The sequence below is a fragment of the Pseudoalteromonas sp. NFXS53 genome, assembly GCF_056629255.1.
This window is the reverse complement of sequence record NZ_JBWVBR010000001.1, coordinates 487,506-502,482: the sequence shown is the minus strand read 5'-3', so window position 1 is coordinate 502,482 and position 14,977 is coordinate 487,506. Positions and strand designations below refer to the sequence as shown.

Annotated in this window: 13 protein-coding genes; 7 read left to right on the top strand and 6 right to left on the bottom strand. The window is 44.2% G+C overall.

All coding sequences use genetic code 11. The features are described from left to right. The first annotated feature begins 11 nt into the window (after positions 1-11). The 7 genes from AC1HJP_RS02050 to AC1HJP_RS02020 all read left to right on the top strand — a co-directional run bounded on the left by AC1HJP_RS02050 (position 12) and on the right by AC1HJP_RS02020 (position 8,941). On the top strand, positions 12-992 hold the full coding sequence (locus AC1HJP_RS02050; protein WP_480360011.1) for a catalase family peroxidase: 981 nt from the start codon (positions 12-14) through the stop codon (positions 990-992). Between the two features lie 239 nt (positions 993-1,231). Next, complete coding sequence (locus tag AC1HJP_RS02045; protein ID WP_480360010.1) at positions 1,232-1,828, top strand: PepSY-associated TM helix domain-containing protein; 597 nt, start codon at positions 1,232-1,234, stop codon at positions 1,826-1,828. Between the two features lie 10 nt (positions 1,829-1,838). After that, on the top strand, positions 1,839-2,351 hold the full coding sequence (locus AC1HJP_RS02040) for a DUF2271 domain-containing protein (protein ID WP_480360009.1): 513 nt from the start codon (positions 1,839-1,841) through the stop codon (positions 2,349-2,351). Positions 2,352-2,359: 8 nt separating this feature from the next. Then, complete coding sequence (locus tag AC1HJP_RS02035) at positions 2,360-3,184, top strand: DUF4198 domain-containing protein (RefSeq protein ID WP_475165673.1); 825 nt, start codon at positions 2,360-2,362, stop codon at positions 3,182-3,184. 21 nt (positions 3,185-3,205) lie between these two features. Continuing rightward, a complete protein-coding gene (locus AC1HJP_RS02030; protein WP_480360007.1) occupies positions 3,206-4,570 on the top strand; it encodes a sulfite reductase subunit alpha in 1,365 nt (454 codons plus the stop codon). 389 nt (positions 4,571-4,959) lie between these two features. Then, a complete protein-coding gene (locus AC1HJP_RS02025; RefSeq protein ID WP_480360006.1) occupies positions 4,960-7,344 on the top strand; it encodes a TonB-dependent receptor domain-containing protein in 2,385 nt (794 codons plus the stop codon). A 484-nt stretch (positions 7,345-7,828) separates the two neighbouring features. Then, a complete protein-coding gene (locus AC1HJP_RS02020; RefSeq protein WP_480360004.1) occupies positions 7,829-8,941 on the top strand; it encodes an esterase-like activity of phytase family protein in 1,113 nt (370 codons plus the stop codon). 707 nt (positions 8,942-9,648) lie between these two features. Here the strand turns inward: AC1HJP_RS02020 and AC1HJP_RS02015 are convergent. The 6 genes from AC1HJP_RS02015 to AC1HJP_RS01990 form a co-directional block, all read right to left on the bottom strand. Continuing rightward, positions 9,649-10,269, bottom strand: coding sequence for a DsbA family protein (locus AC1HJP_RS02015; RefSeq protein ID WP_480360003.1), 621 nt, complete (start codon positions 10,267-10,269; stop codon positions 9,649-9,651). A 72-nt stretch (positions 10,270-10,341) separates the two neighbouring features. Next, positions 10,342-10,773: a GNAT family N-acetyltransferase gene (locus tag AC1HJP_RS02010; protein ID WP_480360001.1), complete on the bottom strand. Its 432-nt coding sequence runs from the start codon at positions 10,771-10,773 to the stop codon at positions 10,342-10,344. 28 nt (positions 10,774-10,801) lie between these two features. Continuing rightward, positions 10,802-11,554: a hypothetical protein gene (locus AC1HJP_RS02005; protein WP_480359999.1), complete on the bottom strand. Its 753-nt coding sequence runs from the start codon at positions 11,552-11,554 to the stop codon at positions 10,802-10,804. Continuing rightward, positions 11,551-12,186, bottom strand: coding sequence for a sigma-70 family RNA polymerase sigma factor (locus AC1HJP_RS02000; protein WP_480359998.1), 636 nt, complete (start codon positions 12,184-12,186; stop codon positions 11,551-11,553). The genes AC1HJP_RS02005 and AC1HJP_RS02000 overlap by 4 nt, the downstream gene beginning before the upstream one ends. 21 nt (positions 12,187-12,207) lie before the next feature. Further along, entirely contained in the window at positions 12,208-13,950 is a 1,743-nt protein-coding gene (locus AC1HJP_RS01995; RefSeq protein ID WP_480359997.1) for a vWA domain-containing protein, read from the bottom strand. A gap of 110 nt (positions 13,951-14,060) precedes the next feature. Continuing rightward, a complete protein-coding gene (locus AC1HJP_RS01990) occupies positions 14,061-14,966 on the bottom strand; it encodes a LysR substrate-binding domain-containing protein (protein WP_480359996.1) in 906 nt (301 codons plus the stop codon). Positions 14,967-14,977: the final 11 nt, after the last annotated feature.

Here is a 14,977-nt window from a genome sequence, read left to right as displayed (position 1 = left end):
GACTGCTCATCATGATCAAGCACTTATTCGTAATTAGTGCCGCCTTAGGAATAACTTTTTCAAATCAAACTATCGCTTCTCCAAAACCCGTCTCTGCCAACGAGTTTATTCAATTATTCGAAAAGTTAAACGGTAAACACCCTGGCGTTCGTAAAGCTCATGCTTCGGGTGTATGCGCCGTCGGTGAGTTTCAGCCCAACACGCAATCTAACTTATTCAAAAATGCGCCACTGTTAAATAACGGCTCACTTCCCGTCACATTAAGGTTTTCAATGGGTGGTGGTAACCCAATCGCAGACGAACGCACAACGGGTACGCGTGGTATGGGCATGCAAATTAACTTACCGGGTGGCGCTCGACACATCTTTACGGGCAATAACTTCCCGGTTTTTGCAGGCAAAGATCCCGAGACCTTCTTTGGCTTTTTATCAACCTTATTGCCCGATGAAAATGGTAAGCACGATCCAAAGAAAACCCAAGAATACATTAAGAATAACCCAAGCGTGCAAGGCAATGTGGCATGGAATGCACAAGCCAAAACGCCCGCTTCATTCGCTAACACCGAGTTTTTTGGTCTACATACTTTCTTTTACAGTAATGGCGCTGAGCAAGTAAAATTCCGCTGGCAGCTTACGCCAGACTTAGGTGTAAAAACACTGTCTAAAGAGCAAGCCCAGCAGCTTAAGCCCGCTTTTTTAGCTGATAAGCTCGCCAATCAAATTAACCAAGGCACAGTCTCTTTTACGCTTAATGCTGCGATTGGTGAAGCGCAAGATGTGATCAATGACCCGTCTGTTCAATGGCCTTCAGACAGAGCACAAGTCGCACTTGGCAAAGTGGTTCTTAAACAATCAGGCGGAGATGCTTGTACGCCAATCAACTTTGATCCAAATATTATTTCTCAAGGCTTTTCAGCCAGTGACGACCCAGTATTAAAAATGCGTTCAATGGCTTATGCCATTTCATTTGGTAAACGTTTAAGCGGCCAGTAATCCCTTTTGTTTGAGCCTAAAAAGCAGTGTGATGTTTTCTGGGCTCATCAGCTAACACTTTGCAAATGATACCAATCGGTAACATCACTTAATCATGTTTAGATATTAATCTTTCGCCTTAGTCATTCTAGAGAGCAACTTCGAACCCAAAACAAACACAAATAAAAATCCTTCTCATTTAAAATTTCATATGTATAATTGCGCGAGATAAAATAGTCGTCAGCTCGTTGTATTTAATAATGAAACTTTCAAATTTACTTGGCACTGTCAGACAATGGCACTGGATCACATCCGCATTATGCCTAGTCGGTATGCTGTTATTTGCTGTAACGGGGATCACGCTGAACCATGCTGCAGATATAAAAGCCACGCCAGTGATAACCACACTTGAAGTCGAGCTGAGTGAAGGTATTAAGCAGACGCTTAACAATCGCGTTAGCGGCCCACTTCCTCAAGCCGTTAGAAAGTTTTTAATCAACGAGCACAACATCACGACCCCAAAAACAGATGCTGAGTGGGATGACTACGAGGTGTATTTAGGCATGCCCAAACCAGGTGGCGATGCTTGGTTGAGTATCGAACTTGATAGTGGGTTACTCGTGTATGAAAACACCGACCGCGGTGTGATCTCATATCTTAACGATTTACACAAAGGCCGTAATACCAGCATAGCATGGCGCTGGTTTATCGACTTTTTTTCTGTGCTTTGCATTGTGTTTTCAATCAGTGGTTTTTGGTTACTTATTCGCTATGCAAATCAACGCCCTAGCACTTGGCCACTGGTCGTTGCTGGTGCGGTTTTCCCTGTCATTATTTTAATTCTCAGTGCGCATTAAGGAGCGTTTGATGAAACATTATATTGCCCCACTTTTACTTGTTGCGGCCGCAGCTCCGAGCTTCGCCGCGGAGCTCAGCGTCTCTGTTGAGCTGCCAAGATTACAAGTTGCCGAATATCACAAGCCTTATGTCGCTGTTTGGATTGAAAATGACAGCAACAAAGTCGTCAGTAATCTAGCTGTGTGGTATGACGTTGATATGCGTAATAACGAAGGCGAAAAATGGCTTAAAGATATGCGTCAGTGGTGGCGAAGAACGGGCCGTAACCTTGACTTGCCTGTTGATGGCATGAGCGGCGCGACCCGCGGGCCAGGCACACACCAAATGCGTTTTTCTTTAGAGCAAGCACAACTTAAAAACCTCCCTGCTGGAGAATATCGCCTGCGTGTTGAAGCCGCGCGCGAAGTGGGTGGTCGCGAACTCATTAATCTGCCTTTTACTTGGCCGCAAACTAAAACAACCACATTTAAACAAGCCGGTAACTCTGAGCTCGGCGCTATTTCATTCACGATTAACCCATAGGAAATACCATGAAAGTAACCCTTCTTAAATCGCTATTATTGGCGGGCCTAGCTGCAAGCTGTTTTAACGTAAACGCCCACCGAGCTTGGATCGTACCACAAGAAACACAGCTTTCGGGTGAAAACCGCTGGGTCAGTTTTGATGCTGCGGTATCGAATGACATCTTTTTATCTAACTACAATCCGGGTCGTTTCTCGGGCGTTAAAGTGCATGCACCTGATGGCACTCCGACTGAGGTCGAGAATATGCATAAAGGTAAGTATCGCCATGTGTTCGATTTAGCCTTAACCCAAGAAGGCACTTATAAAGTATTTACTGCAAGCAGTGGCCTATCGGCAAGATGGTATGAAGACGGCAAACGTAAGTGGTATCCAGGTCGTGGAGAAGCCTTCTCTATGGAAGAGTTTAAAAAACGCGTACCAAAAAATGCCGACAAGCTAACCGTTACCCAGTTTTCTCGTCGTATGGAAACCTTTGTAACTTTGGGTGCGCCGACCGAAAAAACATTACAAGCAACAAACAAAGGCTTAGAGCTGATTGCCATTACCCATCCGAATGAGCTTTATGCGGGTGAAGCAGCTAAGTTTAAGTTTTTAATTGATGGAAAACCTGCTGTTGGCGCTGAAGTTGTTGCTATTCGAGAAGGCACTCGCTATCGCAATGCGCAAGAAGAGATCAGCGTAAAAGCAGATGAAAATGGGGTTGTAACGCTTAACTGGAATGGCGCAGGCCGTTACTTCTTCGAAGCAGAGTACCAAGATAATAAAGCGGCGGCTCCTGCGACTGTGCGTCGTGGTACTTATGTTGCTGTGTTAGAAGTTTTACCTGATTAACCTGAGCTTTAATTACCCAATATGCTGAACGCATCTCCCTTTATACAAGCCGGCCTACTTTTGGTCGGCTATTTTGCCTTTACGCTGCTTTGCTATCGCAAAGTCATTATTGCTAAATGGCAAAACCATAAACAGCGCCGCGCAAAAACGTTCATTGCCTATGCAAGTGAAAGCGGCTCTGGTGAGCAACTAGCTCGTGAATTACATGTAAAACTAAAAAATCAGGGCGACCCAGCAATTTGTATTTCACTAAACCAAGTCACCGAGCAACAATTAAAACAAGCCGAGACCTTATTGATCATAGCCAGCACTTATGGCGAAGGCGAAGCCCCTGATAATGGTAGGCATTTTCTGGGTAAGTTAAACACCTTTAAAAGCACATTTGCTCACCTAAATTACGCGATACTTGCTCTTGGAGACAGAGCATATAGCCAGTATTGTCAATTTGGCCTTGCGCTCAGTAAAGCGCTGCAAAACACACACTGCAAACCCCTGTTTGAGCCAATTTTAGTCGACAAGCTTAACACTGCCAGCATAGACGATTGGTACGCGCATCTTCATAATGCAGGAGTTTTAAAACAACTTGCTGTCAGTTCAGCCCTGACTGAAGTTCAGCAGTCCGTTCAAGAACTCTTACTGACCGCTCGGGAGCAAGTGAATATCAATAGCCCCGGTGCTCCTTTATTTGAAATAAACCTCGCTGTGCCAGATGGTTTAACATGGCAGGCGGGTGATATTGCCCGTTTGCACATTAACAATAAAGTACGTGAATACAGTATTGCCAGTGTCCCGCAAGAGCAAAACTTAAAGCTACTGGTGCGAGAACAAAAACACCCAAATGGCGAACTTGGTCTAGGCTCTGGTTGGCTTTGCCACCAAGCAGATTTGAACAGTGCGCAAGCATTCTCGATCAGAGCAAACCCTAAATTTCATCCTTTAAATGAAAACCAAAAGCTGATTTTGATCGGTAACGGCAGCGGTTTAGCAGGGCTTAGGGCCCATATAAAGCATCGCGAAATCGCGCAGCAACATAGCAATTGGCTGATTTATGGCGAGCGCTGCGCCGAGCATGATTTACCATGGCATCAAGAGCTCTCAGAGTGGTTTAATGCCAAGCATTTAACTGAAATCGACCTCGCTTTTTCTAGGCAGACCGCTGATAACAAAATAAAAGTAGGTCGATGCCACGCAGGTTATGTGCAAGATGCCATATTAGCGCAACAGGCAAAGTTAAAAGACTGGGTTAAAAATGGAGCGGCGATTTTTATCTGTGGCAGCTTACAAGGTATGGCAAAAGATGTTGAAGCCACTTTAGTGCAAATTTTAGGACAAACAACCCTGAGCAAACTTGAGCAACAAGGTCTTTATCGCAAAGACGTTTATTAGCTGTTGTTGGTTTAACGCAACTGTCATTTTATGCCAGCTTAAAAGCGAAATACCGAGATAAACTTATACCAATATGAACAACAACTTATAAAGTGTTAAATAAAAATCTTTTGCGCGCTGAAAAAGCGCGCAAAAGCGCTCTTAATCAGTAATACCCGCTTCATGAGTGTGATTTGGGCCTTAAAAGCACTTTTAGTGCTTGCTCTAACTATCTAAAACTAATTCATATTTTAAATAACCTAGGAATTTAAGCGTAATTTAAAAGCCTGCTCTTAATCTTTATAAATTGAACTAATGCGAATTATTATCAATTCGCTTTACTTTTGCATTTTTGATCTATACAGTACCCAAAAAATTTCATTAATAGCAATAAACTAGGCTCTCTCAAGATGAACACACCTTTTAAACTCTGCGCACTTTCTTCGCTTATTGCTGCGACATTAAGCACTTCTGCACTGGCCCAACAAGCACCTAAGGCTGAACAAGATGACATGGAACGCATCGTTGTGACTGCAACAGGTTTTGAACAAAAAGTACCTGACGCACCAGCAAGTATTTCTGTTATTACCGCTGAAGACATTCAAGGTCAGTCTTACACAACTCTACTTGATGCTGTTAAGTATCAAGAGGGTGTCGATGTGGGGACTACGCGCGACAAAACAGGTCAAGGTAGTGTGAGCATGCGTGGTTTAACCGGCGAGTACACCCTTTTGCTTATTGATGGTAAGCGCCAAAACAACCATGGTGACATTTATCCAAACAACTTTGGTGGCAACGCGTTTAACCACATTCCACCAAAAAGTGCCATTGAACGTATTGAAGTGATCAGAGGGCCTGCTTCTACACTTTACGGCGCCGATGCCATGGGTGGTGTAATTAATATCATCACCAAAAAGTCATTAAACGAATGGACCGGTAGCATTGATTTTGGTCGTAGCTTTCAAACAAACGATCAATTTGGTGATGACATCACCACTGACTTCAGTGTTTTCGGCCCGCTAATCGAAGGCCTAGTTAACTTCTCTGCACGCGGCAGCGTATACGAGCGCCAAGCGTCAAACCCTGAATTTGCGCCAGCTGTCGATGCTAATGGTAAAGTACATCACCGCGAACTTGGTTTTGGCCGTGGTGGTAAAACCGTTGATAACACCAACACACAATTAGGTGCAACGTTCGTATTCACGCCAAACGAGCAGAACACCATTACCTTTGATTACGATGTATCAAACCAAGAGTATGACAACAAGCCAAATTACGATATTGAAACTGGCCGCATTACATACCCGCTTGGTACCAAAGACAATATTGAGTCTATCTGGCAAGACCGCAAAGGTGTTGTAAACCCACGTGCCGGTTATGCAGCTGATCAGGAGTTCGACAGAACTTGGTGGTCATTAACCCACAACGGCGATTTTGAAAATTTCACCACATTTGTTTCTTTGGCTTATGTTGATACAGACAACAACGGCCGTACAATGCCGCTATCAGTTGCCGAGCGTAAGCAGTTACAAGCTATGTACGATGGGACAGGTGAGTATGCAAACCTAGACGACGCTGCGCGTAAAGCCTTAGCTGAGCGTACTTTCTTGCCACGCCCTAAACGTACACTAAATAGCAACCAGTACACCCTCGATGCACGTGTTGATATTCCTGTAGACGATTTAGCGGGCGACCATGTATTTGTTATTGGCGGCCAACTGGTTGATGGCGAATTACAAGACGGTGTTTTCGGTATGGAGTCAGGTGAGACACAAGGCTTACAATCGCACAAAATGACCGCCCTATTCGTTGAAGATAACTGGCATATTGCTGATCCACTAACTGTTACTGTGGGTGTACGCCACGACAACCATGATGTATTTGGTAGCCAAACCTCACCGCGTCTATACGGTGTTTACGAACTTGGTGAAGCCTGGACGGTAAAAGGCGGGATCAGCACAGGCTATAAAACACCGAAAACAACTGACTTGTATAACGGTATTACCGGTTTTGGTGGCCAAGGGACCTCACCGTTTGCAGGTAACCCAGATCTAAAGCCTGAAACAAGTACCAACAACGAAATTGCCCTTTACTGGAATCACCCAAGTGAAGAGCACAACTTCAATATCACGTACTTCACAACAGAGTTTGAAGACAAAATTGCCCGTGGCGACCGCATTCAAAGCTGTACTGCGACCAGCAATGTTAAGCCATGTGTAAACCTAGGTCAGTACGACGAATTGGGTTACAACAGCTATAGCCAAAAGATCAACATCGACAAAGTCGAGATCCAAGGTTTAGAAGTCGCAGGTCGTTATGCGTTTAACGATGCAGTGTCTTTATACGCAAACTACACATGGACTGACAGCGAGCAAAAGAGTGGCCCACAAGAAGGCCAACCGCTGACAAATACTGCTGAGCACATGGCAAACGCGACCCTTGATTGGCAAGTGACGGACGAGTTCTCTGTCACTCTTAACGCAGAAGTACGTTCAGACCGTTACCGTGGTTGGGACAGCACACTTGAAAAGCCGCTGTACTATAAAAACTATCAACTGCTTCACTTAGGTGCGAAATATAACCTAAACGAAAACGTCACTGTGTTTGCTCGTATCAACAACTTACTAGACAACGACTTTACATCTTACAGCGTTGATTACACAGACCTAGATGGTGACGGCGAGTTCACTTACTCAAGTGGCCGTGGCGCAGTAAGCGAAGTCGTATTTACAGATGACTACAACGTAAAAGACAAAGCGAGAAACATCTGGGTAGGTGTGAACGTTAAGTTTTAAGTGCAGAATACACGTTGCGTAGCAAGGTTATTTCTGCGCAACGTGAAATGAGCAGTTTTAACTAATGCCACGGGACTCTCATTGCGAAGCAAGGTTACTTCTGCGCAAGGGGGAGGCGCGTCTTGAGGCTTGCGAGGGCGCGCAGCAAGACTAGCGCCGAGCGTGAGGCCTTGGATGGCCGAACCGGACCCAAGCTACAAGGATGTAATACAACACAAAACTCTTCTTACAAAGTTTAAAGTCTTAACCCTAGTCTTCAATTTAACCCTTTGTCGCGTTGGCGACGACAACCAAGGGAAGGCTAAACATTTCAATTTAGCCTCTCGCAGAAATCCCCCCTGAAGCTTCTGCCTGTCGGCATCAATGCCTCCACTTCCTCAAGCTCGAAACTGCGTTTCAGCCACTCCTCACCCAAAAAAGATGCAATCAGAGCTACAGCCACGTATATTTGTCGTTTAGATTTTTAATTCGACACAGTAAAACTATGCGCAATTTAATATTTTTGGCTTTCGCGTTATCGGCGACGCTCTCTACAAACGTATTTGCACACACAACCCCTATCAAACTTAACTTTCTCGACGAATACATAATCCCTGCAGAGCTAAGCGTAGATGGTGATAAGGTCGGTGGTTTATCAAGTATTGAGTTCGTAAACGGCAAGTATTTAATGATTGCTGATGATTATGAAAAGCCGCGCTATTTTCAGGCTAAAATCAGTATCGAAGGTACTGAGATAGAAAACACGAAAATCAGCAATATTACGTTCGAAAAGTCATTACCGCTAATGGGCCAAAAATCGAGCAAGCGTGTCGTCGACCCTGAAAGTTTAATTCCTGCCCCTAAAGAAAACAGCATCGTCTGGACCAGTGAAGGCAGTGTGAAATACAACAAACCGCCTGCTATTTTTATGCAATCACTCGCAGGTGACATAGACCAAACTCAAACCACTTTTACGCTACCTAGCATGTTTAACATCGGCAAAAACAACGGCCCACGCCATAACGCAGTATTTGAAGGCGTGACACTCGATATGTCGGGTAAAGGTATTTGGGTGTCGATGGAAGGTGCACTGAAACAAGATGGTGAAGAAGCCACTTTAAAACATGGCAGCATGGTGCGTATTTCACACTTTGATTTTGCCAGCAAGCAAATGCAAAAACAGTTCGCCTATTACGTTGAACCACTGGTAGACCGCAAAGGCGCTAAACCCGATGCATTTCGCACCACAGGTTTAGTTGAGATCTTACAAATCAGCGAACACCAATTTTTAACCATGGAACGCTCTTACACGTCAGGGTTAAAAGATGGTGGCAATAATGTAAGTATTTACTTAATCGATACGCAAGGTGCGACTGACACATCGAACATTGCCTCTTTAAAAAACCAGTCGTTTAAAGCCGCGAAGAAAACCTTAGTGCTAGATTTAGCGACTATTACCGACAAGTTAGGGTCGAAGCAGATTGATAACTTGGAAGGTTTAACGTTTGGGCCGACTTTAGCGAATGGCAATCGCAGTTTGCTGATGGTCGCGGATAATAATTTTAATGTGCATGGCCCGCAATTGAATCAGGTGCTTCTTTTTGAAGTGTCGGATTAACGTGCAAAATACACGTTGCGAAGCAAGGTTATTTTGCACCTTTATCAATTGCATTATTTGAAAAACAAGCGAGATAGAGGGGCGCCGTGGGAGTCCAGAGCGAAGGTCGCACCCGAGCGGCCAGCGGCAGCCGCCCTTTGGTTGCCGTCGCCAACACGACAAAGGGTTAAATTGAAAATAAATGATGAACAAAGCATAGATTCTGAAACAAGTTCAGAATGACTAAAAACAGTTAGAAATCGCGGCATAAAGCCGCTGCTACCGAAAGGCAAAATCTAGAATTTTTGGTGGCAGATATTGCATACTATAACCTTTTCTCAAATCCAACAGGCAACGCCCTTTCCCCTTCTATCTCGCCTGAAAATAAGCAATTGATGAGTAATGTCAGCGCATGGATGCGCTGCAAGGCTGATTTAGTCCATGGATGGAAAGGTTAAAAGCCCATCAAAAGTTAGAATTGCTCAATTCACCTTGCGCAAAAGTAACCTTGCTTCGCAACGTATATTTTGCACTTTTATCAATTGCATTATTTGAAGAAAAAGTGAGATAGAGGGGCGCCGAGGGGTTCCAAGGGGAGACCGGCGGCAGCCTCCCCTTGGTTGTCGTCGCCAACGCGACAAAGGGTTAAATTGAAAACAGGTTTCAGACCTGTCGCGCTAAAGCACGACCTACACACAAAAAACTCAAATTACGTAAAAGTAACCTTGCTATGCAATGTCGTTTTTACACTTATCAAACCTTTCTTCTAAATCCCCTACCTCACAAAACCCCAACGCCAAAGCAAACGCTTCATTATTGTCATTCACATAAAACAACGCAGGAAAACCGCTCACTCTAAGCTGTTGCACTAACCCCAAATGCTGCTGTAACTGACTTTCAGTTTCAGTCGATAACAACACCTTTTCAAACTCAGCACCATCCAAACCTAAGCTTAACGCACATTCAACAAGCGTTTGTTGCAAAGACGGATTTTGTGCTTTTTGGTAATACGCTGATTGAATCGCTTTAACCATAAGCTCTGCACTGTTGGGGCTTAAGGTTTCTGCTGCTATCACGGCGCGACAGGCTGGGTAGGTAGAGCGATATGGGGTGTTTAACTGCCAGTAATCGTGATTAAAACGCACTTGCGTGCGTTGTTCAATTTGCTGCCAGTAGCCAGCAATTGCGGTGCGAAGGCTGTCGTCCATTGGTTGGTCATTATCGGGGGCGAGACCGCCCATTATCCAATCGACTTGAATCTCTGAGTGTTGTTTTAAAAATGCCGCAAGCTCGGGCGCAAAGCCATAGCACCATGCACACATTGGGTCGACCACATAAATAAACCGCATTGTTTTTACTTTCCTTTTAGCTTTTTACTCTAGATTTTTTGACTTAAAGAATAATGTTTTGGTCGGTAAAGATTAAAACACTTTCTCAAAGCGTATCTTATTGTCGAGTGACATATCACGCGGCTCAATATCAATGATGTGGTAATGGTTTTTCACTAACATGGCGAGCATGGCTCTAAAGCGGTTCATAGTTTTCACTTGCACCGCTTGATAGTTGTGCGCTTTTAACCAAGCTTCTTGTTCGTTGAGCATTTTCTGTGCGAGACCATGGCCTCTATGCTCAGGCATAACTGCACCTAACCAGCTATAAAAAACCGTGTCACTCAGCGCATAACCCAATTTATATCCTACAGGTTGCTCGTTGCGATAAGCCACCAGCAGTAAATAGGTTTTATCTGCTAGCTTTTGCTTTATGATTTCTAGCGTTTTTGGTGTGCCAAACTCAGGGATATTGGTTTCGATAGCCAAAATATCGCTGAGTTGACCTTGTTTAATTTCGTACATATTTGTTCTTCTAGTAAAGCTAAGTACTTTAGTTCTTATCTTTTGATTTATCGTTTGATTTTGACGACGTGTCTGGGCGCTCAATTTTGCCACTTTTTAAAAGCGCTTGATATAAGCCTTCTAATTGCTCTGGAATATCATCATGATATTCAGGTTTCACTTTAAGTAGCTTAATTAATGCGCTTTGGGCACCTGCTTCATCTTTGTTTTCTAGCTTTGCCAAAATCTCTTTAAACTTGCCGTTTAGCTTGGCATTCAGCTCGGTATTTGGCTCAGACAAATTAATACCATACATAACTGGTGAGACAGCCTGAACAGCTCGTGCTTTTTGCTCTGGCGCTGCGCGTTCAACTCTCGCGCCTGTGACTTCTATTCGTTCCATTTGCACGTCTTCAGCTAGTATTTCTACACGCTCAATTTGTGTGGCGCTTTCTTGTGCTTGCTTCGCTTTTGCCATCGCAGGCACTTCAGCTGATTCAACTGAAACTAACATAGGATCTTGGTAATACTGCCAAGGCGCTAACACAGCAACGGCGACGATGGCGGCTGCGAGCCCTGAATATTGCCACCACCTGCTTGAGGTTTTCGTTGCTTTTTGCGCTCGCGATTTACTCTCTAAAGCTTTGTTACCAAATACTTTTTGATCAAAAACTTTATTTTCATCATTAACGGCATCTGCAGCACGGGCTAAAATAGCGTCATCGATATGTTTAGGCGGCATTGCGTCGTTATCTTGCTGATAAAGCTTGATGAGCTCGTCATCACTAAATTGCTTATTCATGCTTGTCGTGCGCCTCCTGTTTCTGATGCATCTACTTTGCGTTGCAAACAATCTCGTAGCTGTGACATGGCATAGCGTAATCGTGTTTTCACAGTTTCGGGTTTTGCCTCAACAATTTCACATACTTGGCTTGCGCTAAATCCGGCTTCATGGCGCAACAAAAATGCTTCTCTTTGCTGTGGTACCAGTAACTCTACACAGTGTTTAATCGTCCGTTGCAAAAAGTCATTATGTATCTCGCTTTCTTGATTGTCTTGGCTTGAACTAAGCACAGTAGGTGACGCACTTTCATTGTCATTATGCGCCTCATCAACAAGCGTTAGATGTTCACCGCGCGCAGTGTGTTTTCTGTGTTCATCAATCAACAAATTATGGGCGATGCGGTAAAGCCAAGTGCTGAATTTAGCCTCAACCGTATAACTCGCCCGATTGTCGATGACTCTGAGCCAAACTTCTTGAAATAGCTCTTGAGCTTTAGCCTGATGCTTTGCACCTAATTGACGACACACATAACGATACATTGGTCCTTTATGTCGGCCGTATAACTCGGCAAAGGCGGCTTGGCAGCCTTTGCCATAGCTGAGCATCAGTGCTTCGTCCGTGTCTGATTGTAATTGCGCGATTTGAGTCATAAATATTAGAGTTTCTATGTGTTACATTGCACTGGCTAATTCGACCAAGTTAACAAATTCACCGCGATAGTTAAACGGATCATCCCCTCTATTTGCGCGCGCAATACTGGCAATATCTTGATAGTTCATGTCACCAAGGTACTGGCTGTGTTTAAGCTTTTGAGCAAATGCGGCCACCGAGGTTGCAAATTTAAAGTCGGAGCTTGCGCTATTAAAGTCGGGTAACACCTGCTGTTTATTGACCACTTGGCTGATCAGTTTACTCTCCGTGTCGCCCGGTAATTTATAACGAATTTTCACCTGTAGAAGTTCATCACTGGTACTGACCATTTTCTTTTGCTGGTAACGCAGCTCATCCACTTGCCCTTTATTACCTGCTAAAGTCACTTCGTACAATGCAGTCACCGTATGACCTACCCCAATTTCACCGGCATCAACTTTATCGTTATTAAAGTCTTCATCTTTTAATAAACGATTTTGATAACCGATCAGACGATATTCTTTAACCTCTGCAGGGTTAAACTCAAGTTGAATTTTCACGTCATTGGCGATGCTTTGCAGTGTGCCACTCATTTGTCTTAACAAGACTTTTTGTGCTTCATGTAGGGTATCAATATAAGCGTGATTACCATCACCTATGTTGGCTAATTGCTCCATCATGGCGTCGTTGTAATTGCCTCGTCCAAAGCCCAGTGTGGTTAACGAAATACCTTGCTTACGCTGCTCTGCGATCAAGTCTTTTAACGCATAGATACTTGTGGTGCCAACATTAAAGTCACCATCAGTGGCTAAAATCACCCGGTTCACTCCGCCCTTTATAAAGGCCTTTTTCGCTTCTTGATAAGCCATTTTGATACCACTTTCCCCATGCGTGCCGCCCCCTGCTTTGAGTTCTTTTAAGGCATTGATGATGGTTTGCTTTTCTTTGCCTTTAGTAGGGCTTAACACCACCTGCACATTACCGGCGTAAGTCACTAAACTCACGGTATCGCGGGCAGATAGCTGCTTTACCATCATAGTTAGGCTTTGCACCAATAAAGGCAGTTTATTTTTGTCGTGCATCGACCCCGATACATCGACTAAAAACACCAGATTCGATGGTTTTCTTTCACTTGCCGGTAAGTCATAACCTTGCAGGCCGATACGCAAAATATGGCGTTCATCATTCCAAGGAGCTGGAGCCAACTCAGTGAAAGTCGCAAACGGCTGAGATTTGTCTTCTGGCACGCTGTAGTTGTAATCAAAGTAATTAATAAAGGCTTCTTCGCGCACTGCATCGGTCGGTGGCATTTGCCCCATACTTAAATAGCTGCGAATATTGGCGTAGCTGCCCGTGTCTACATCCACCGAAAAGGTCGACAGAGGGGTGGTTGCGGCTTGAAATACCCCATTGCTATCGCTAGGTAGGTAATTATCACGATTCTTGGAATGAGCAAAAAACTCAGGGGCTGGCGGTGCAATTCTTTTTCGCATTGCAGGCGCCGCCATTAGAAGCTGTGGTTGACTAATCTGCATATATTCAACCGCAGTGCCAATTGCTGCACCATCGGCTTGGCCATCGCCTTTTACCTTTGCAACACGACTGCCCGTCACCGTAATTTTTTCTACAGCTTCTTGAGCTGATGTACGTTCTTGTTGCGATTGTTTTTGGTTTTTTTGCGCCGTTTGTTCACTCTTGCTGTCTTGGTTCGAGCAGCCAGTGATTAATAAAGAACTAAACAAAGCGCCAAGGGTTAATGCAATTAAGGTTTTGTTGGTTTTCATATTCGGTCTCTTTTTATAGAAGGTTTACTGCTATAAACGGACGACTATGAATTAGGGGGTGAAATATTTTTGAAGTTTTTTCACCCCAGTTATTTCTGTATTGATTAAGCCTATAAAAATAAGCCTTTAACTTGCTCTACAAACCATCTATTGGCCTGATTACTGGCTTTTAAAGGATGCCAATAAAGCTGTAAATGATAGTTAGGTACCGTGATTGGTGGTGGAAGTCGTGTTAGCTTTTGCCCTTGCTGTACTTGTTTGGCAACTTGAGTCGGCAAGGTTAATAAATACTCGCTGCCTGCCACTAAGTGCGGCGCTACAAGTACACTGGTTTGCTGACACGCGACATGACGCGTATGACCTAAATTCGCCAATACTTGGTCGACAATACCTTGTGACTCTCCCCACGGTGCGATGCGTATATGCTGCTCTTGTAAAAATTGCTCTAGAGACAGCGCATTTTTTATTCTCGGGTGTGCTTTACACACTAAGGTACTGTAACTGTCGCTGAACCAAGCAAGCTGCTCAACACCGGCTTGCGGGTGTTCGTCATGCTGAAAACCTAATACGAAATCTAAGTTTCGCTGCTCCAACTGTTCTTTAATTGGTAAAGGGCTGGCTGGCAAGATCTCAATCTGAATATGCGGCGCCTGTTTGGCAAAGTGCCGAGTTAATATAGGCAAAAAACAAAACTCAGTGTAATCGGTCGCGGCGATACGGAATGTTTTCTCACTGTGACTTGCGTGGAATCCGCTTGCTTGACCTAGTCCGAGCTCTAGTAACGGCAAGGCTTGCTTTACATACTGGGCTAATTGCTCAGCTCTTTCAGTCGCCTGCATTTGATTATTCACTCGAATAAATAAAGGATCGTCTAGACGCTTTCTAAGCCTAGCTAAGCCGTGACTAAACGCAGACTGACTTAAATATAACGACTCCGCGGCCTTTGAGACCGACCGATATTGATAAAGCTTATCGAACAGCAGTAATAAATTGAGGTCAAACTGTTTGAGATCCATAAACCTGCACT

Coding starts and splice junctions, on each gene's coding strand:
- AC1HJP_RS02050 (WP_480360011.1), top strand. CDS start 12: ATGATCAAGCACTTATTCGTAATTAGTGCCGCCTTAGGAATAACTTTT.
- AC1HJP_RS02045 (WP_480360010.1), top strand. CDS start 1,232: ATGAAACTTTCAAATTTACTTGGCACTGTCAGACAATGGCACTGGATC.
- AC1HJP_RS02040 (WP_480360009.1), top strand. CDS start 1,839: ATGAAACATTATATTGCCCCACTTTTACTTGTTGCGGCCGCAGCTCCG.
- AC1HJP_RS02035 (WP_475165673.1), top strand. CDS start 2,360: ATGAAAGTAACCCTTCTTAAATCGCTATTATTGGCGGGCCTAGCTGCA.
- AC1HJP_RS02030 (WP_480360007.1), top strand. CDS start 3,206: ATGCTGAACGCATCTCCCTTTATACAAGCCGGCCTACTTTTGGTCGGC.
- AC1HJP_RS02025 (WP_480360006.1), top strand. CDS start 4,960: ATGAACACACCTTTTAAACTCTGCGCACTTTCTTCGCTTATTGCTGCG.
- AC1HJP_RS02020 (WP_480360004.1), top strand. CDS start 7,829: ATGCGCAATTTAATATTTTTGGCTTTCGCGTTATCGGCGACGCTCTCT.
- AC1HJP_RS02015 (WP_480360003.1), bottom strand. CDS start 10,269: ATGCGGTTTATTTATGTGGTCGACCCAATGTGTGCATGGTGCTATGGC.
- AC1HJP_RS02010 (WP_480360001.1), bottom strand. CDS start 10,773: ATGTACGAAATTAAACAAGGTCAACTCAGCGATATTTTGGCTATCGAA.
- AC1HJP_RS02005 (WP_480359999.1), bottom strand. CDS start 11,554: ATGAATAAGCAATTTAGTGATGACGAGCTCATCAAGCTTTATCAGCAA.
- AC1HJP_RS02000 (WP_480359998.1), bottom strand. CDS start 12,186: ATGACTCAAATCGCGCAATTACAATCAGACACGGACGAAGCACTGATG.
- AC1HJP_RS01995 (WP_480359997.1), bottom strand. CDS start 13,950: ATGAAAACCAACAAAACCTTAATTGCATTAACCCTTGGCGCTTTGTTT.
- AC1HJP_RS01990 (WP_480359996.1), bottom strand. CDS start 14,966: ATGGATCTCAAACAGTTTGACCTCAATTTATTACTGCTGTTCGATAAG.